Genomic DNA, 20,718 nt, shown 5'->3' with positions numbered 1-20,718 from the left:
TATTATACAACTTCACTATATCATTGCATACTGTTTCATAATATATTATATTAAAAATTTTTAGCGTTATCAAATAAAAAGACTGCTAACGAATAATTGTAGCAGTCTTTTTCTGTTTATTTTTTATTTTTAATTTCAGACTCATACTTGAATCTATATTTTCCTCTTCCTTTTCCATTAACTTGTACTATTACATCTATCTCTTTCAATTTTTTTATAATTTCCGCGGTATTACTTTTAGATTTTTTCAATATATCACATATTTCCTTATTCCCTATAATTTGATTTGTTTCTACTTCATAATATAATTTAATAATATTTTCTTTTGTAGTATTTTTATAACTAGATTTTTCTAAAATTTCTTCTAATGTTTTTATCCATATTTTTGAATCTAGTTCCATTTTATTTCCCAAAGTCCGGTTTCCTTCACTTGTTATACCTACTTTATTTCCCAAAGTCCGATTTTCTACACCTGTTATACCTATTTTATTTCCCATAGGCCGGTTTCGTTCATCTGTTATACCTACTTTATTTCCCAAAGTGTCATCTGATTGTATAATATACTGTAGTTTTGATGAATCTACTTTATTATTAAATACAATTGCCTTTAAGATAAAGGTATCCATATAATACTCAACTTCTCTAAATCCAGCAGAATCTAACTCCTTATAAATACGATCCACACCTTCTCCGTATTCCTTAACATATCCAAAATATTTTAAGTACTCGGCAATCTTTGGATTTCTAGAAAAATGAGTGTGTCTCATATTATCCTTTTTAACAAGCCCTGGTAATTTTCCTGGACTCTCTACAACCAATCTATCGTCAAACATTTTTATTTGTATTTCTGTTCCTCTAATACTATAATCTCTATGGGTTACAGCATTAACCACAAGCTCTTGCCTTACAAATTTAGGATATTCTTCTACCATCACAAATCTACCATCTTTTTCTAAGAAAGTCTTTTCTTTTATTTGAGAATCTATATACTCTATAGTTTTATTTAGCATATCATATATTTTCCCCTCAAATACAATATCCTTAATTACATTCATCTCAGCTCCAGTTTTTTCTTCTATTCCTTCATATTTTATAAATCTAACTCTAGCTCTAGGAAGAAAATCTTGTGGTCTTTTTCCAAATAAAAGTATTGCTGCTGTACTCAAAACTTCTTTTCCATTCTTTTCTTTTAAAAATCCTTTATTTTCCTTTAGATAGCTTATTTCATCTTTTGAATACCCTATTCTTTTTATATAATCTTTTAAAAAAGGAATGTCTATATCATCTAATATCGCATCAACAACTTCTGTATCCTCAAAGTTTCTCTCTCCTTTATCATACATAAGTTGTATTCTCTCCTCAAAATTTAATTTTATAGACTTATCTCCAACCCTTATAAATACCTCATCTTGATGATTTTTATGTACAACAGAATCGGACTCTATCTCCATAAGTAATATATGATTTTCAAAACCATCAGAATCAATACACTCTATTCTTTTAGACTTTACTCTTATACTTGGAAAACAATACCTAAAAGGGACTTCTAAAATATCATTTATTTTTTCTTCATAGTAGTCTATCCCCTCAATGATTCTATTCTTATCTGTTATTCCTATAGCTATCATCCCACCATCTGAATTTGCAAATGCTATTATATGTTTGGCCAATTCCTTTGGCTTAATTTTAATACTTTTTCTATCAAATACAGATCCCTCTTCTAAACCTAATATATAATTTATATCCATACTCATACCCCTTTTCTTTGTCTATTTATCTCTATTTTCATTCTTTCCAAATAATTCAATAAATAAAAGAAAAGAGTATTAAAAAAATAAAAACAGCTGAGAAAAATCCCAGCTGCCATTTATCACTTTCTTTTTATATATTTTTCTAAAAAATTATACATTCATACTTAATGCTATTCTATTTTTTTCCTTGTCAACATTTATAACCTTAACATCTATTATATCCCCAACAGATACAACTTCCATCGGATCATTTACCTTTACACCCATCTCTTTCTTATGCACAAGTCCATCAGTTTTAACACCAATATCGACAAACGCACCAAAATCGACAACATTTCTAACAGTACCTTTAAGCACCATTCCATCTCTTAAATCGTCCATGCTAAGCACATCAGTTCTAAGAATTGGCTTCATACCATCTTCTCTAGGGTCTCTACCTGGTCTTTTAATCTCTGCAATTATATCTTTGATTGTAGGCACTCCTGATTCAAGCTCTTCAGCTAATTTAGTTAATCCCTTAGCCTTAACTTTTTCATCTATATCTTTTAAATTTCCATTTTTTATATCGTCTTTAGAATATCCAAGCACAGTTAGCATTTTTTCACAAGTAGCATAACTTTCTGGATGAACTCCTGTATTATCAAGAGGATTTTTAGCCTCTGGAATTCTTAAGAATCCCGCACACTGTGTAAATGCTTTTGGTCCAAGTTTGCTTACTTTTTTAATTTCACTTCTAGATTTGAATTCTCCATTTTCTTCTCTGTATGCTACGATGTTTTTAGCTACAGCTGAACTAATTCCTGCAACATGTTCTAAAAGCGATGCAGATGCTGTATTTAAGTCTGCACCTACACTGTTTACCGCATCCTCTACAACACCGTCTAATACTTCCTCAAGTCTTTTTCCATTAACATCGTGCTGATACTGACCTACACCTATGCTCTTTGGATCTATTTTTATAAGCTCAGCAAGAGGATCCTGAATTCTTCTAGCTATAGAAATCGCACCCCTGATAGATACGTTTATGTCTGGATGTTCTTTAGCTGCTAATTCTGAAGCTGAATACACAGATGCCCCTGCTTCACTTACAATAACGTATTTAACATCTAATTTATTTTCCTTTATCATATTTGCAACAAATGCTTCAGATTCCCTAGAAGCTGTACCATTTCCAATAGCTATTATATCTATATCGTGTTTTTTAATTAATCCAATTAATTCCTTTTCTGCCTCAGATTTTTTAGCCTGACTTCCTGTAACAAACACAACAGCAGAATCTAAGAACTTACCATTTCTATCAACTACCGCAATCTTACATCCAGTTCTAATTCCAGGGTCAAATCCCATAACATTTTTCCCATGTATAGGTGGCTGAAGAAGTAGGCTATTTAAGTTCTTACCAAACACACTTATAGCTCTTTCCTGACCTTTTTCTGTAAGCTCGTTTCTTATCTCTCTTTCAATCGCAGGGAAAATAAGTCTCTTATACGCATCTTCTATAGCTTCAACAACTATTTCCCTACATTTTCCAGATAATTTTTTAGTATATCTTCTTTCTATCCAACCTTTTACATATTCGTCATCTATTTCTATTTTAACCTTTAAGATTTTTTCATTTTCTCCCCTATTTACAGCTAATATCCTATGTGGCGCTATGTATTTCACTGGCTCTGAATAGTCGTAATACATTTCGTAAACAGTCTTTTCATCAGAGTTTCCCCTAGATACAACTCTACCTCTATTTCTAGCATTTTCTCTTAAATATTTTCTAACTTCTGCATCATCTGAAACAATCTCGGCAATTATATCATTAACACCTTTTAAAACATCTTCTACAGATTTTAAATCTTTTTCTTCGTCTATATATTTACTAGCTAGTCCATCTACATCATCAGTTTTACCATACATTATCTCAAGTGCAGGTTTTTCTAATCCCTTTTCCTTAGCAATAGATGCTCTAGTTCTCTTTTTCTTCTTGAATGGTGCGTACACATCCTCAACTTCCTGAAGAGTATTCGCCTTCTCAACAGCCTTAGAAATTTCCTTAGTCAATTTTCCTTGCTCATCAATAAGCCTAATAACATCTTCCTTTCTTGCCTCTAAATTTCTAAGGTAAACTAGTTTTTCGTGGAACTGTCTAAGAACAGTATCACTCATCTCCCCAGTCTTTTCCTTTCTATATCTCGCAATAAACGGAATAGTATTCCCCTCATCAATAAGCTCTATCGTATTAACAACCTGAAAATCCTTTAGGCTGAACTCTTCCTTCAAAATTTCCTTAATATCCAAGAAAATCACTCCAATCTTAAAATCATTTAATCTAAATAATATTATACTTCAAAAAACAAACTTCTCCAACATCTCACTCTTAAGATACATTTACTTAATTCGTTTTTTAACTCGGTAAAAAATTTAGAACTTGTAAATCAAAAGAAGGGAGTAGCTTGCACTACACGCCCGTAGCCTGTAGAGGCGCAGTATCGTCTACCTCAGATACATTTACTTAATTCGTTTTTTAACTCGGTAAAAAATTTAGAACTTGTAAACCAAAAGAAGGGAGTAGAATTGCACTACACGCCCGTCGCCTGTAGAGGCGCCAGTGTAGGCAAGCTACTCCCTTCTTTCCAATTTACTTACTTAATTTTTTCCGAGTTAAATACGAATTAATAAATATATCAATATTTCCATTCATCACAGCATCAACATTTCCTGTTTCCGTATTTGTTCTATGGTCTTTTACCATTTTATACGGCTGGAATACATAAGATCTTATCTGGCTACCCCAAGTTATCTGAGTATATTTGCCCTGTAAATCCTCAATCTTTTCCTTCTGTTCCATTTCCTTAATATCAATAAGTTTAGCCATAAGCATTCTCATAGCAACTTCTCTATTAAGGTGCTGAGACCTTTCATTCTGACACTGAACTGTAATTCCTGTTGGAAGATGAGTTATTCTAACAGCAGAGTCCGTAGTATTTACATGCTGACCACCTGCACCAGATGCTCTATATGTATCTATTTTTAAATCACTCTGATTTATCTCTACCTCTATATTTTCATCTAGTTCTGGTATTACATCAACAGATGCAAAAGATGTATGTCTCTTTCCAGAGGGGTCAAATGGAGAAATTCTTACAATTCTATGCACTCCTTTTTCTCCCTTTAAATATCCATAGGCGTTGTCTCCCTGAATAAGCATCACAGCTGTTTTTATACCAGCTTCTGGATCTGAGATTAAATCTAAAAGTTTAACCTTATAATCTCTACCTTCTGCCCATCTTATGTACATTCTAAGAAGCATCTGAGCCCAATCCTGAGCATCAAGTCCGCCAGTACCGGCATTTATAGAGACTATTGCATTATTCTTGTCGTATTCACCGCTTAAAAGCGTCTGAATTGTCATTTCATCAATTACATCTTTTAACTTATTTATAGAATCAGAAACTTCCTTTTCTATATCTTCTGAATCGTCTTCTTCAAGTCCAAGCTCGATTAATACTTCTATATCTTCAAGATTTTTTTGAAGTTGCTCAAATTTTTCTACAGTCTCACAAAGTTTTTTGTTTTCCTGAAGAACCTTATGTGCATTTTCATTATCTTCCCAAAAATCCTGTCTTTCCATATCTTGCTCGTTTTCTATTATCTTTTCTTTGAGTCTTTCTATGTCAAAGAGAAACACTCAATTCTTGTATATTTTCAGACATCGCATCTAATTCATGTCTGTATTCCTGCACATTTAGCATTGTTTCCTCCTAAATTGTCCAGTCCTCTAATTATCTTCCACAGCAGTTTTTATATTTTTTACCGCTTCCACAAGGACAAGGATCATTTCTTCCTACTTTTTTATCAGCTACAACTGGTTTTTTACCTGTTCCTTCTGTATCAGGAGATTCTAATTTATCTACGTCTACTACAGCTTTTCTTTCAGCTGGAACTTCAACAGTTATATTGAATAAGAACTTAACTGTATCTTCTCTTATAAGTTTGTTCATATCATCAAACATGTCGAAACCTTCCATTTTGTATGCTATGACTGGGTCTTGCTGTCCTAAAGCTCTTAGTCCTATACCCTGGCGTAACTGATCCATTGCATCTATATGGTCTATCCAATGGTTATCAACAGACTGAAGAAGTACTATTCTTTCAACTTCTCTCATTCTATCTGAACCTATATTTTCTTCTTTTATAGTGTATAACTGTATTGCTCTTTCATTAACTTTTTCAGCTAATTCTATAGAGTTTAATCCTGTAAAGTCTATATCTTCAAGACTTCCAACAGGCATAAATTTATTGTAAATATATTTTTTGAATTCTTCTGAATTGAATCCAGTTTCTAAGTCGTATTCTGAAACTGCATCTTCTATTATTGAGTGAATCATATCCTGAATCTGTTCCTGTAAGTTTTCTCCAGCAAGAACTCTTCTTCTTTCTTTGTATATGATTTCTCTCTGTTTATTCATAACATCATCGTATTCTAGGACATGTTTTCTTATACCGAAGTTTTTACCTTCGACTTTTTTCTGAGCAGATTCTATAGATTTAGTAAGCATTTTATGTTCTATTGGCATATCTTCTTCTAATCCTATTTTATCTACTAATCCCTGAATTCTTTCAGAACCGAATAGTCTCATTAAATCGTCGTCAAGTGCTATATAGAATCTTGAAGAACCTGGGTCACCCTGTCTACCGGCACGACCTCTTAACTGGTTGTCTATACGTCTTGATTCGTGTCTTTCTGTACCTATTATGCAAAGTCCTCCAGCTGCAAGAACTTCTTTCTGTTCAGCATCTGTCTGTTCTTTGAACTGTTTGTATAGTTTCTGGTATGTTTTTCTAGCTGCATCTAATTCTTCATTTTCTTCAACACCAGCTACTTCATTAGCTGCATTTACTCTGTTTATAGTTTCTTCAGTGAAGTTCATTTTCTTCATTTCTCTTATAGCCATGAATGAAGGGTTACCACCTAGAAGTATATCTGTACCCCTACCAGCCATATTAGTTGCTATTGTAACAGCACCTAATCTACCAGCCTGAGCTATTATTTCTGCTTCTTTTTCATGGTATTTTGCATTTAGAACCTCGTGTTTGATTCCTCTTTTTCTTAATATATCTGAAAGTATTTCAGATTTTTCTATTGAAACTGTACCTACTAGAACTGGCTGATTTTTAGCATGTCTTTCTGCTATATCATCCGCAACAGCATTGAATTTACCTCTTGTACTTTTGTAAACTGTATCTGGTAAATCTTCTCTTACCATTGGTTTATTTGTTGGTACCTGGAATACGTCCATTTTGTATATTGCTTTGAACTCTTCTTCTTCTGTTTTAGCTGTACCAGTCATTCCTGATAGTTTGTTGTACATTCTGAAGTAGTTCTGGAATGTTATTGTCGCTAAAGTTTTAGATTCTCTCTGAACTTTTAATCCTTCTTTAGCTTCTATAGCTTGATGAAGTCCATCTGAGTATCTTCTACCAAACATTAAACGTCCAGTGAATTCGTCAACTATTACGATTTCACCGTCTTTTTCAACATAGTCAACATCTCTCTTCATTATAACGTGAGCTTTTAAAGCCTGGTTTATATGATGATATAATTCTGTATGAGCTACATCAGTTATATTATCAACATTGAAGTACATTTCTGCTTTTTTAACACCTGATTCAGTAAGTGAAACAGCTTTATCTTTTTCTTCCTGTTCATAATCGTCTGGTTTTAAAGTATTTACAAATGTATTTGCATCTGTGTATAGATGAGTTGATTTATCCCCAGGTCCAGATATTATAAGTGGAGTTCTGGCTTCATCGACTAATATAGAGTCGACCTCATCGACTATAGCATAGTTTAATTCTCTCTGAACCATCTGTTCTTCGTGAATTACCATGTTGTCTTTTAAGTAGTCGAAACCAAATTCGTTGTTTGTTCCGTAAGTTATATCGCAGTCATACTGTCTTTTTCTAACTTTTGGACTCTGACCATGTACTATAACACCTACTGTCATTCCTAAGAATTCGTATACTTTTGCCATCTGATCGCGGTCACGTTTTGCTAGGTAGTCGTTGACAGTTACAACGTGTACCCCTTTTCCTTCAAGGGCATTAAGATATACTGGACAAGTAGCAACAAGAGTTTTACCTTCCCCAGTTTTCATCTCAGCTATTCTACCTTCGTGAAGTACCATACCACCTATTAACTGAACTTTGTAGTGTCTAAGACCTAATGTTCTTTTTGAAGCTTCTCTAACAACTGCAAATACTTCTGGTAGTATATCGTCTACTGTTTCGCCATTAGCTAATCTTTCTTTAAATTTATCAGTCATTCCCCTTAATTCTTCATCATTCATTGCCTCATATTTTGGCTCTAATGATTCTATAAGGTCTGCTGTTTTTTCGAATTTCTTTAAATCTTTTCTATCAGCCATATTAAACAGGCTATCTAAAAAACCCATAATTCAATCTCTCCTTTGAACTAATTTATGTTATATTTTTACATATTCTAATTTTATGCTATCTTTCATTTTACCATAAAAAAAAGGTGTATGTATGAAAATTTGAAAAATAGATTAAGTATATAATTATAGTATAGTTTTTTTCTATCGACTTGTCATATTGTATTGGAATAACTTTACTTTTAGCAAACATAGATTTAACATAATATTTAATTTTTAATTTATCATGATATAATTAAATCTAATATTAAAAATGAATTTTATTTACACGAGGTACGGTATATGAAAAATATAATAATAAAAGATAAAAAACAATATTTAATATTGTTGAAAAAATTATTTGATAAATGCGATTCTTTTAAAATAGTAGTCCCTTTAAACAAAAATTTTTTTAACTTAAATAATAACTCTATGCCATTAATAATACAAAAACTTTTGCCCTATTCTACTAATTCAGAAAATACAAGTACATGGTCTGGAACAAAGGTAAGCAGAGGACAAAAGAAAAACTATCGAATATATACTTTTAAAATATGTTCTCAAACATTTGACATAATGAAAAAGTACTCTAACTTTTTTAATGTAAAGGTTGAAAATGAAATAGAATACTATACTTCTTTTAATGAAGATATTCAGCTAGATATTTCTTTCTTTAAAGATAATAATTGTATATTCTATACTACTGTTCATGAAGGAATCTGTATGATAGAAAAAGAATTGTAAATATAAAAAAGAACCTATTAGAATAGATACTTATGAAAGTTATCTCTATCTATAGGTTCTTATTAACTATATTTTTATTTTATATTAAAATTTTATTATTTTTTTCTTTTAATATAATCAATTTCTTACATGATATTTTAGTATTCTTCCTGTTCTATTATACCATATCCACCATTTTTACGTTTGTAAACTAGAGTTATTGCATCAGTTTCATCATTTTTGAATATATAGAAATCATGTCCAACTAATTCCATCTGAAGAACTGCTTCTTCTTCACTCATAGGTTTAACATTTATTTTTTTACGTCTCTTGATTTCAAATGGTACTTCTTCAAAGTCTTCTAATTCTTCTTCTAGTATAGCATCATTTATTTCTGGACTATCGAATCTTATACTCTTATTGTCCTGATATCTCTTCTGCATTTTGTCTTTATATTTTTTAAGCTGTATTTTTAATTTATCAACTACAAGATCTATTGCAGGATATAAGTTTTCCTGAGATTCCTCTGCTCTTATAACATGACCATTTTTAGGAGTTATAGTTACTTCTATTTTATGTCTTCCTTTCTTAGCGCTTACAGTAACTTTTACATCTGTATCAGGACTTATGTATTTATCTAATCTACTTAATTTGCTTTCTACATTGTCCTTGATTCCCTGAGTTAATTCCATTTGTTTTCCAGATATAGTAAGTTTCATAACTACCTCTCCTTTCGGTATCAAGCTAATATTTCTATACTTTTTTAGTGCTTTTAAAGTACTCGCTTGATATTTATTTCTTGTTATATATATTCTACATATGTTTTATATTTCCTTCTTTTTTTGTATAAATTTTTATTTTTTTCTGACAATTTTGTAGAGAAAAGCCCTTTTTAATAGTTATTTTTACACACATATTCGTGGATAATGTGGATATTATTCTGTTGATAGTGTGGATAAGTTTGTTGATAAGTAATTTTTTGTGTATATTACTTTAGTGTAGCTTTTTATTTTTCCACAGAAAACTGTGTGCATTGTTATTAAATTGTTAATTATTTTTTATATATTTAACATAGCTTTTTTCATTTAATTTTGATTTTAATTAAACTTTACAAATAGTCTTAATTCTATAGTTTACACAAAAAGCTGTTGAATAAACTTTTCAACAGCTTTCAATATTAATTATTTTATTTTAGATATTGCATCTCTAAACTCATTTATCTTTTTAGAAACTTCTTTTTTTACATTTGAATAATACATATCTAATACATCATTAACCATATATTCTGCTTTTTCATCAATATCAACATAGTTTACTGAACTTTTTAAGTCTGATATAAATTCCTTTATCGCATTCATTACATTACAGTAACAATACATTGTTTTTTCTTTAGGGTTTCCTCTCCAGTCACTTCCAATATATTCATCTCTATCATCAACATCCATGTAACTTGCATAATCTGATAATTTAGTATAACTATTAGATCTAAATTCTGTCATTACACCAGATTTATCACTCTGTTCTTCGAAGTGAGCTAATTTATAAGTTACATCTTCAAATGGGAAATACTCTGTCTCTGGAAATACATTAAATTCTGTAAAGCTATCTTTTAAATTTATACTATTATTTGATATATATTTAGCTTCTGTAGCAATTTCATTTAATATTTTTTCAATCTTTAAATTAAATTTTTTATAAAATCCATTTTCATCTTTAGTATAATATTTTCTTAGTTTATCACTTTTGTATTGTACAAATAGCTCTATTAAAAACTTAGAATATTGTGAATATGCTATTTTATCAAACTCTTCCAAACCAGCTCTTTCAGCTCTGCTATAGCTACTATAACTATAACTATATTCTCCTCTAGGATATGCATGACAAACTGTGTATTCTTTTGTTTCAAATTTAAATTCTTTTGTTGTTGGATGGTACTCTTTAAAATTTAACTCTTTTGTCATAGCACTTAATAATTCATTTAATCCTTCTTTTCCATCATTTTTTGCTCTTCCCGAAGATACTATACTAATTGCATTTGTAGGACAAATCCCTACTATTTCTTCAGCTTTAGCAATATCCTCAATATATTTTTCTGATTTAGCTAAAGCCATTCCTCTTTCATCTTCTTCAAAAAAATCACTTGCTGTAAAACAAAGTCCACAAGCATTACATTTAGTTGATACTTCAAATTTTTTCATAATCTTCCTCCATAATAAACTCTATTTTTTATTTTAAATTATTTATTTTTTCTAAATATTCATTTCCAATAGAAATAATTTTTAAAGTTTCTTCTTTAATTTCTCCATTTTCATCTATTATAGGTGCATCTATTATTTTTTTTATTGCATCTGCTATATTTATACAAGTCATTAGTATATCTCTATCTTCCTTATTGTAATTTTTTCTATTAATTCCCTTTTCATTTATTAATATTTTACTTTCTTTTATAGATTTATTAAATAAAATATTTAACTTAGATAATAAACTTGCTATTTTACCACTTATATCTGTTATATAATCTAATATGACTGATATACTTTGAGCTTGTTCTTCTATAACTCTTGAAATTTTCATTTGGCTATTAGCAATTGATAAGTTTCTTTTTGAATCTGCTATCATTAATCCACCCACCCCAGTTAAAGCAAATTTTAAAATTATCTCTTTATCACTTAGAGGTAATGCCGCATTTGATACACTACATTTTAGCTCCGATATATTTTGTAAAGCTAGTGAACTTTGATTAAGTTTCTTTATCTCATCACTTTCAATAAAATTTATTTTTATAATTTTATCGTATATTTCTAAAAATTCTTTAATAGACGTGGATAAAATACCTCTTTTTCTATTTGCAACTCTTAACAAGGCATTATCCACTTGCTTTTGTTTTTCTTCTATCATATTTTTAGCATTAAATTCTTTATCATATGCCTTAGATAGTTTTTTTCTAGTTTGCCGATCAATCCTAGATGATTTTTCAGCTGATGCTGCAATTGCTAGTAAACCTGCCCCTACTAATATACTCATAACTTATTTCCTTCTTTCTATCTAAAATTGTAATATACTATTTTCATTATCAAAAAAGTAATCAAATTCATCTCTACTTTTAAAAAGAGACTCTTTATTAAATATTTTCAATATATCATCCAATCCGTTAGCTATTAATGAAACATCATTATTTATAGTTCCTTTAAATATATTTTTAAAACCTTGATCTACACTATTATCAAAATTAATATTTTCATTAGAAATTATTTCTTCTAAATTTTCTCTTTGTCTTTTTATTTCAACTATAGCTTCATTAGATATAGAATTTATTCTTGATATAATCATTTTGTTATGTTTAGAAATCTCTCTATATTCATTAACAATTCTATCAATTTCAGAAAGAACAAATGAAGTTACTGTTGATGCAACCATTGCCCCTATAGGTCCACCTAGTGATAATCCTAGTCCATATGCTAGCATTCCTATGCCATTATCAAGTATTTTTCTTACGCATTCTTCAGCTGTTATTTCATCATTTATAAAATCAATAACATAACTTCCCATGTTTATTGCAGTTAAAACTTCAAATATTGGTAAATCTTTATTTCCTCCAATACCTATTTCCTTTAAAAGTAATTGTATTCCATCTAATGATATCGCTTTTATTAAATCATTTCCTACATCTTTTCCAATATCCTTCATTGCTTCGTCAATCTCTTTTTCATTACTAGCAACCAACATAATATTGCTTATTGATGTTGTAATAAGCGACATAAAAATTACATCTTTTTTATTAGATATGATTTCCTCATTTGAAATATCATTTTTTATTTTTTCTGAATGATATTCCACACAACCTTTTGCATTCCTAAAACTCAATTGTACATCTGTTGATTTTTCTTGTACAACTCCATCTACAGCAAATTTAATTTTTTCTGTTGTAGAAAGATTTCTATAAACTTTTTCTTGCTTTAAAGCTTCTAAGTTAGTTTTCCGTCCCTTTGCGGTGTTAATCTCCTTCGTTATAATTTGTATATTACTTTTTCTATTAACAACTTCTCTTATATCATCGTCATTAATATACTTCTTATTTTTATTTCTAGAATGTGCATTTGATATTGGGTCTATATGATCCGGCTCTACAACATGACGTGCATAGGTACTACTTTTATATTTTCTTCTAGCCGCATTTGTATCTTTATGTAACATATTATTATTTGAATCAATTTTTACTTTTTCATTACCAAAGAAATCATCTTTTACTTCCTTTTGTATTTTCTTTTCTCTAGCTGTTTCATAATTGGCTCTATTATATTCTTGAGTAACACCATATTTTTTATCGTCCAATTTTTAATTCCCCCAATTATATAAAATATTAAATCGTCTCGCTTTTATAATAGCACTATTTTTATTTTAATTCAACCATTTATATATTAACAAAAAAAGAGATGAAGCATTTGCTTCATCTCTTTTTTTAGATATTCAGCCGACCTGGTCTTTTCCCCCACACTCGCCTACTGGAGGGTTCGCTCTGGTTCGCATCACTACTACTCTCTCTCGATTGGAATTTATTTTTGAATATCGGTAGGTCTTACTTCTAGGCCGCACTATGATCACTGCCCCGCTTTTAGGACTAGCTTACGTGGATCCCTTTGCCTGCGACTGGCTTGGACTTTCAACCACAGACCTGAACATCTTTACATATTTTAATATATTTATCTTAACTCGTCAATATTTTTCTTTATTCTAATAAATATTTCCCACGCTTAATCTATATTTCTAGTCAAGAATGTCAAAACTATTATCTCATCTACACCATATATTTTAAGCTTTTTAGAAATTTCATTTACTGTAGTTCCTGTTGTGAATATATCATCTATTAGAAGTACTCTTTTGCATTTTATTTTTTCACTACCATCTTTAACTTCAAATGCATTTTTTAATTCTTTTTCACGTTGAAATTTATTGAGTGCATAAAGTCTCTTTGTATTTCTATTTCTCTTTATACAGTCTATTATAGGTATTTTGGTATAATCAGATAGATAACTAGCAATCTTTTCAGCCTGATTAAATCCTCTAGTCCTCATTCTCTTTTTATGTAGAGGCGCTGGTATTACATAATCTGCAGAAAGCTGCTCAAATTCCAACTTATCCCTCATTACCTGGGCAATATATCTGGACATATATGTATTTCCGTAGTATTTCAACGAAAGCACTAACACCTTACTCTTATCACAATACTCTATGCAAGATATTGCCCTATCAAAATAAAAATTCTTATTCTCACAGAATTTACATCTACTGTACTCTACTTTTGAAGAGCTTAAATCTTTATTTTTATTTACTCCATATCCTTCTTTATACTCTTCAAATTTCTCTAAAATATATTCCTCATCATCGTAAATATTCAAATTCACTGCATTTTTTGACTCACTATTTCCCGTCAAAATTATACAGTTATCCTCTATTTCCTTAATATCCTCATCTGTAAATTTGTCCTCTTCATCATCGTCCTTTTCAAAATTTATCCTATTTATTACAGGTTTTCCACATTTAGGACACTCTTCTTTGATAAATGTCATCTCTTCAAAGCAGTCCTTACAAAGAGAATATGTGTTGTTTGGATCTATAGGCTTTTGACATATTAAACAGGTTATATTTTGTGGAAAGAAAAAATCCATAATCAATGATAGATAATTCAATTATTCTAGCACTCCTTCTCTTTTTATCCGGTTAAGCTTTAAGGCTAAGTTTGAATATCTAGCATTCACTCTATTATTTTGAATCATCTGTTTTAAATATTTAACATCTCCTACAAGTACAACTAATTTCTTTGCCCTAGTTATAGCTGTATATAGCAGATTTCTAGATAATAGCATAGGCGGTGCCCACGCTATTGGTATTACTACCACTGGGAATTCACTACCCTGACTTTTGTGTATTGTAGTACAGAAACTGTGGTCGAGTTCGTCTAATTCTTCAAAATTGTATTCAACTATTCTTGAACCTTCAAACATAACGTAGATAATTTTTTTATTCTTGTCTATATAATAAATATATCCAATATCTCCGTTATATATACCGTCTCCACTTTCTGTTTCATCCTCATTTTTCCAACTCTTTGTATAATTGTTTTTTATCTGCATTACCTTATCGCCTATTCTAAATATCCTCTTGTTTAGAGTAACTTCGACCTTTTTTTCTGATGGCGGATTTAGGTACCTCTGCAGAATTATATTCATATTTGTAACACCAATATCTCCTTTTCTCATAGGGCTTAATATCTGTATGTCATCCAATGGGTCTACATTATAGAACTTAGGTAATCTAGTTTCTACAAGCCCTATTATAGTGTTCATTATTTCCTCATTTGTAGCTGCATTTAAGAAGAAAAAGTCTTTATTTTTTACATTTAAATACGGAGCTTCTCCATTGTTTATCTTATGTGCATTAACTATTATCATACTTTCCTGAGCCTGTCTAAATATCTCATCTAGTCTTACAACTTTAATAACTTGAGAATCTATTATGTCCCTAAGCACATTTCCAGCCCCTACTGAAGGCAACTGGTCGCTATCTCCAACAATTATAAATCTCGTTCCAGGTTTTATAGCATTTACAAGACTAAACATCAGTAAAATATCTATCATAGATGCCTCATCTACTATTATTACATCTGCTTTTATAGGCTCATCTTCATTTTTAAAGAATACCAAGTCATCGTTTGTAGAATATCCCATCTCAAGAAGTCTGTGTATTGTCTTAGCCTCTTCATTTGATGTTTCACTCATTCTCTTTGCTGCACGTCCTGTTGGCGCTGCAAGTACTACTTCCTTCTTTTGACGCTTAAATATCTTTATTATAGTATTTATAGTGGTTGTTTTTCCTGTACCTGGCCCACCTGTGATAACACTCACACCACTCTGTAGAGCCTCTGTAACAGCCTCTCTCTGTCTATTAGCTAGTTTTATTCCTTCTTCTTTTTCTACAGTTTCTATTTCAATATTTATGTCTATTTTTTTATCTTTTTTAAAATCAAAAGTTGCAAGCTCTATAAGTTTCTTGCACACTCCATTTTCAGCAAGATAATAGTTCATAAGGTATACAAGTAGAAAATCTCCAACTTTATCTAGCTTAATCTTTTGAGCATATGCCAAATCCAATAGACAGTCATCTATTTTTTCTACATCTACTCCTAAAAGTTTTACTGCTTCTTTTTCTACAACATTTTCTGGTAAAAATGTATGTCCTTCTCCAAGTGCATTTTTCAACACATAGATTATCCCCTGACAAATTCTATCCTTAGAATCTCTATCTATACCTATCTTTTGAGCTAGGTTATCTGCTATTTTAAACCCTATTCCTCTAATATCCTCTGCAAGCCTATATGGATTGGATTTTATTAGCTTCATAGCCCTATTGTTGTATTTTTTATATATTTTTAAACACAGATTTGGGGTTATTCCAAATGGAGCCAATTCAAGAATTATCTTTCTAAGCTCTCTATCCTCTTCATAGCTTTCTACAATCTGAGCAACTTTCTTTTTTCCTATTCCATCTATTTCTTGAAGTCTTTCTGGAGCATTTTGGATTACATCTAGTGTATCAACACCAAATTTATCTATTATTTTATTTGCCATTTTTTCACCGATACCTTTAATCATTCCAGATGCCAAGTATACCCTAATTCCTTCAATAGATGTCGGTGTAACTGGTACAAAATTACTAACTTCAAACTGATTTCCATATACTTTATGTCTTCCCCATTTACCTTCAACTTCGACAGTTTCTCCTACAGAAAGAGTTGGCATACACCCTACAACAGAAATTTCTCCATCTTCATTCGTAAGTTTTGCAATTGTGTATCCATTGTCCTCATTTTGAAATACTATATCGGTTATCAATCCCTCTATTCTCTCCACTTTTTCACCCCCTATGTTATATTTTCACTGCATATAAGATTAATTATACTAATTGTACAAGTTTTTTTCAAACATAAGTTCGTTTTAAGATACATAGATTTATCTCTTTTTCATAACAGCATTTCCTGGAGCTCCTATTAATTCACATATACTTTTAAACCTTCTATCATGTCCACACGCTTCTTTATGAATATCATTAGCAGCATAATGTGCGTATTCATGTCTAATTATTCCAATAACTGTCTTTTCGTCAAATTCCCCAGATACTGTCTTTGGAGCAAATTCAAAACAAATAGGTATTATTTTTTTATCTTCTATTTTGAATTTATACATTCCAAGACTTCTAGTCATTCTCTTATTTATTTTTATAGGAAGCTCTGAGCCTTTTTTCCCAAGAATTTTATCCATCTTTTTCATTTCTTTTCTTATCTCTTCTACTGTCCAAGATTTACCCACAAAATCCACCTCTATTCAAATATTTCTATATTTATAATAATATATTTTACAAAAAAAATGCATACACTCATCAAATGAAAAGTGTATGCATATAAAAATTCTAGTTAATTTTTTAGATTTTATTATTCGCCTAGAGCTTCTTTTCTAAGTATTTCAGCTTTGTCAGTTCTTTCCCATGGAAGATCTATATCAGTTCTACCAAAGTGTCCGTAAGCTGCACACTGTTTGTATATTGGTCTTAGAAGATCTAAATCTCTTATTATTGCTCCTGGTCTTAAGTCGAAGTGTTTGTTTACTAGTTCTACTAGTTTTTCTTCAGAAACTTTTCCAGTTCCAAATGTATCAACGAATATAGATAAAGGTCTAGCTATACCTATAGCGTATGATAATTCTATTTCACATTTATCAGCAAGTCCAGCTGCTACTATATTTTTAGCAACATATCTTGCTGCATAAGCTGCAGATCTATCAACTTTTGTTGGGTCTTTTCCAGAGAATGCTCCACCACCGTGTCTAGAGTATCCACCGTAAGTATCTATTATTATTTTTCTTCCTGTAAGTCCTGTATCTCCCTGTGGTCCACCTACAACGAATCTACCTGTTGGGTTTACATAGTATAATGTTTCTTCATCAAGAAGTTCTGCTGGTATAACAGCTTTTATAACATGTTCTATTAAATCTGCTTTTATCTGTTCAGTTGTTACATCTTCACTGTGCTGAGTAGATATTAATATTGTATGAACTCTAACTGGTTTGTTGTCTTCGTATTCTACTGTTACCTGAGTTTTTCCGTCTGGTCTTAAGTAGTCAAGAAGTCCAGATTTTCTAACTTCTGTTAATCTTCTTGATAATTTATGAGCTAAAGATATTGGTAATGGCATAAGCTCTGGAGTTTCGTTACAAGCGAATCCGAACATTATACCCTGGTCTCCTGCTCCTACTTTTTCTATTTCTTCTTCAGTTACTTCTCCTGATTTACTTTCTAATCCTTCGTCAACACCCATTGCTATATCGCCTGACTGTTCATCTATAGATGTTATAACCGCACAAGTATCGCAGTCAAATCCGAATTTAGCTCTTGTGTATCCTATTTCTTTTACTGTTTCTCTAACTAATTTTGGTATATCAACGTATGCTGATGTACTTATTTCCCCTGCTACTAATACTAATCCTGTTGTTACTGTAGTTTCACATGCAACTCTTGATTTTGGATCTGTTTCAAGTAATGCATCTAATATTGAGTCTGATATCTGGTCACAGATTTTATCTGGATGTCCTTCAGTTACTGATTCTGATGTAAATAAATGTCTTGCCATTTTTTCTGTCCTCCCTTTTCTTTGAAATTACCTTTTATATTCTCGAATCTTCCTATAATGGATTTTTCCCATTGGATTTCTCCAAAAATTTATTTCTTATTACTTTCTTACACTGGGTATTGTTTAATTTCTTGTTGCTTCATATAGCAAAAGATTTTTCATAATAAAAAAACCTCTTCACTAAAAGAAGAGGTTAATTATACGTAACTAATTAACATAACCTCATCTTTCAGGATAAATCCTGTAGGAATTAGCACCTCTTCCCATTGTGGGTGGTTGCCGGGCTTCATCGGGCCTGTCCCTCAGCCTCTCTTGATAAGGTAATCAAGATTGTCTATTTTTTCAACGTATCTAATTTTATAATAGATTATATATTTTGTCAATATAAATTTCAAACTAAAAAACAAATTATTATTTTTGCATAAATTTATTTTTCTGTAAGTGCAAACATTAGCTCACCTTTGCACACTAATTCACCGTCAACATAAGCTGCGGCATCTGCTTTTCCTATATTTCTTTTTAAAGCCTTCATCTCAACTTCCATTCTTAGTGTATCTCCAGGTCTTACTTCTCTTTTAAATCTCACTTTATCTATACCTGCAAATACTCCTAATTTACCCTTATTTTCTTCAAGAGACATCATAGCAACTGCCCCAACCTGTGCCATTGCTTCTATTATTAAAACACCTGGCATTAGTGGATATTCTGGGAAATGACCCTGGAAAAACGGCTCATTAGCTGTTACATTTTTTATACCAACAGCTCTTTTTCCTTCTTCAAGCTCAACTACTTTATCTACTAAAAGAAATGGATATCTATGAGGTATTATCTCTTTTATCTGGTCTATATTTAACATAATATTCTCCCAATTACTCTATTTATTAAAGACTAAGGACTTTAAATAAATCCTTAGTCTTTCTAATATTTGATTATTTATACTCTATTATTTTTCTTCTGATGGCATTGATTTGAAAGAACCACCAGTTTTTAATATATCTAATGATCCTAATGCAGCACCAGTACCTGTTGCAACACAAGATAAAGGATTGTCAGCTATTTTAACTTTTATTCCTGTTCTCTGTTCTATTTTTTTGTCTAATCCATATAATAATGATCCTCCACCAGTCATAACTATTCCAGATTCACTTATATCTGCAGCTAATTCAGGTGGTGTTTTTTCAAGTACAGAGTGAGTAGTAACAACTATCTGTTCTACACATTCATCTAAAGCTTCTAATGTTTCAGCTGAGCTTATTTCAACAGTACATGGAAGACCTGTTATCTGGTTTCTTCCTGTTACTTTCATGAATTTTTCTTCTTCTCTTTTGAAAGCACTTCCTATTTCTATTTTAACTTTTTCAGCTGTTCTTTCACCTATTATAAGGTTGTGCTGTTTTTTCATATATTTTGTTATTGCATCGTCGAATTTGTCTCCACCCATTTTTATAGAGTCACTTACAACAGCTCCACCAAGAGATATTACAGCTATATCGACAGTACCACCACCGATGTCTATTATCATATTTCCGCTTGGTTCACCTATTTCTATTCCAGCTCCTATTGCAGCAGCTATTGGTTCTTCTATAACATAAACTTCTCTAGCTCCTGCCTGTTTTGTAGCATCTTCAACTGCTCTTTTTTCAACTTCTGTAACTCCTGTTGGTACACATACCATTATTCTAGGCATTACAAATTTTCCGAATCCTTTTTTCTCAACTATCTGTTCAACAAAATGTTTTAACATTTTTTCAGTTGTATTGTAGTCAGATATAACACCATCTCTAAGAGGTCTTATAGCTGATATATTTGCAGGTGTTCTACCTATCATTTTTTTAGCTTCCTGACCAACTGCAAGTATTTCATTTGTTTTGTTATCTATTGCAACTACTGAAGGTTCTTCAAGTACTATTCCTTTTCCACTTACGTATACTAAAACATTAGCTGTTCCTAAATCTATTCCTATATCAACACCAGATACTTTTGCCATTTCAAAAACTCCTTTGTTATAAATATTCTTTTTCTCTAAATCTTTTTAATTGTTTCAATCTCACAATTACATTATATCACATTTCAATTTATTATTATCTTGTATATTTATTATTTTGTGCATCATTAATAAACCTTAGGTATATTATCAAAT

The 20,718-nt window shown here is 30.9% G+C and carries 15 protein-coding genes and 1 riboswitch; of the genes, 1 reads left to right on the top strand and 14 read right to left on the bottom strand.

From position 1 onward, the window contains the following. Positions 1-116 precede the first annotated feature (116 nt). From ACK2WO_RS03170 to secA, 4 genes are all read right to left on the bottom strand, one after another. Positions 117-1,748 carry an ATP-binding protein gene (locus ACK2WO_RS03170; protein WP_414698319.1) on the bottom strand — a complete coding sequence of 544 codons (1,632 nt, stop codon included), beginning with the start codon at positions 1,746-1,748 and terminating at the stop codon, positions 117-119. 153 nt (positions 1,749-1,901) lie between these two features. Further along, the gene (locus ACK2WO_RS03165) at positions 1,902-4,040 is read right to left on the bottom strand and encodes a Tex family protein (RefSeq protein WP_414698318.1); all 2,139 of its coding nucleotides are present in this window, start codon (positions 4,038-4,040) and stop codon (positions 1,902-1,904) included. Positions 4,041-4,380: 340 nt separating this feature from the next. Further along, positions 4,381-5,494 (bottom strand): peptide chain release factor 2 gene (gene prfB / locus ACK2WO_RS03160; RefSeq protein WP_414698317.1). Its coding sequence is split into 2 segments (ribosomal slippage): positions 4,381-5,418 and positions 5,420-5,494, totalling 1,113 coding nucleotides; the frame shifts between segments, so codons are not numbered across the junction. 30 nt (positions 5,495-5,524) lie between these two features. After that, positions 5,525-8,197 carry a preprotein translocase subunit SecA gene (gene secA / locus ACK2WO_RS03155; RefSeq protein WP_414698316.1) on the bottom strand — a complete coding sequence of 891 codons (2,673 nt, stop codon included), beginning with the start codon at positions 8,195-8,197 and terminating at the stop codon, positions 5,525-5,527. A 282-nt stretch (positions 8,198-8,479) separates the two neighbouring features. On the opposite strand from secA, the gene ACK2WO_RS03150 reads away from it, so the two are divergent. Continuing rightward, a complete protein-coding gene (locus ACK2WO_RS03150; protein ID WP_414698315.1) occupies positions 8,480-8,920 on the top strand; it encodes a hypothetical protein in 441 nt (146 codons plus the stop codon). Positions 8,921-9,057: 137 nt separating this feature from the next. Here the strand turns inward: ACK2WO_RS03150 and hpf are convergent, their stop codons facing one another. From hpf to ACK2WO_RS03100, 10 genes are all read right to left on the bottom strand, one after another. Continuing rightward, entirely contained in the window at positions 9,058-9,618 is a 561-nt protein-coding gene (hpf, locus tag ACK2WO_RS03145) for a ribosome hibernation-promoting factor, HPF/YfiA family (RefSeq protein WP_414698314.1), read from the bottom strand. Between the two features lie 462 nt (positions 9,619-10,080). After that, positions 10,081-11,097: a ferredoxin gene (locus ACK2WO_RS03140; RefSeq protein ID WP_414698313.1), complete on the bottom strand. Its 1,017-nt coding sequence runs from the start codon at positions 11,095-11,097 to the stop codon at positions 10,081-10,083. Positions 11,098-11,125: 28 nt separating this feature from the next. Then, positions 11,126-11,923, bottom strand: coding sequence for a hypothetical protein (locus ACK2WO_RS03135; RefSeq protein WP_414698312.1), 798 nt, complete (start codon positions 11,921-11,923; stop codon positions 11,126-11,128). 21 nt (positions 11,924-11,944) lie between these two features. Then, positions 11,945-13,231, bottom strand: coding sequence for a hypothetical protein (locus ACK2WO_RS03130; RefSeq protein ID WP_414698311.1), 1,287 nt, complete (start codon positions 13,229-13,231; stop codon positions 11,945-11,947). Between the two features lie 419 nt (positions 13,232-13,650). Continuing rightward, entirely contained in the window at positions 13,651-14,586 is a 936-nt protein-coding gene (locus tag ACK2WO_RS03125; protein ID WP_414698310.1) for a ComF family protein, read from the bottom strand. Continuing rightward, positions 14,587-16,806: an ATP-dependent RecD-like DNA helicase gene (locus tag ACK2WO_RS03120; protein WP_414698309.1), complete on the bottom strand. Its 2,220-nt coding sequence runs from the start codon at positions 16,804-16,806 to the stop codon at positions 14,587-14,589. 99 nt (positions 16,807-16,905) lie between these two features. Next, on the bottom strand, positions 16,906-17,262 hold the full coding sequence (locus ACK2WO_RS03115) for a SprT-like domain-containing protein (protein WP_178411316.1): 357 nt from the start codon (positions 17,260-17,262) through the stop codon (positions 16,906-16,908). A gap of 122 nt (positions 17,263-17,384) precedes the next feature. Then, on the bottom strand, positions 17,385-18,578 hold the full coding sequence (metK, locus tag ACK2WO_RS03110; RefSeq protein WP_414698308.1) for a methionine adenosyltransferase: 1,194 nt from the start codon (positions 18,576-18,578) through the stop codon (positions 17,385-17,387). 219 nt (positions 18,579-18,797) lie between these two features. After that, a riboswitch (SAM riboswitch) is annotated at positions 18,798-18,900 on the bottom strand. Positions 18,901-19,005: 105 nt separating this feature from the next. After that, positions 19,006-19,434, bottom strand: a complete 429-nt coding sequence (gene fabZ, locus ACK2WO_RS03105) for a 3-hydroxyacyl-ACP dehydratase FabZ (protein ID WP_178411318.1) — start codon at positions 19,432-19,434, stop codon at positions 19,006-19,008. An 87-nt stretch (positions 19,435-19,521) separates the two neighbouring features. Beyond that, on the bottom strand, positions 19,522-20,565 hold the full coding sequence (locus tag ACK2WO_RS03100; protein WP_178411319.1) for a rod shape-determining protein MreB: 1,044 nt from the start codon (positions 20,563-20,565) through the stop codon (positions 19,522-19,524). Between the last annotated feature and the right edge of the window lie 153 nt (positions 20,566-20,718).

This window comes from Peptacetobacter sp. AB845 (assembly GCF_047528295.1).
Classification (GTDB): domain Bacteria; phylum Bacillota; class Clostridia; order Peptostreptococcales; family Peptostreptococcaceae; genus Peptacetobacter.
Note: the sequence above shows the minus strand (reverse complement) of the source record. Positions and strands in the feature narration are given on the sequence as shown.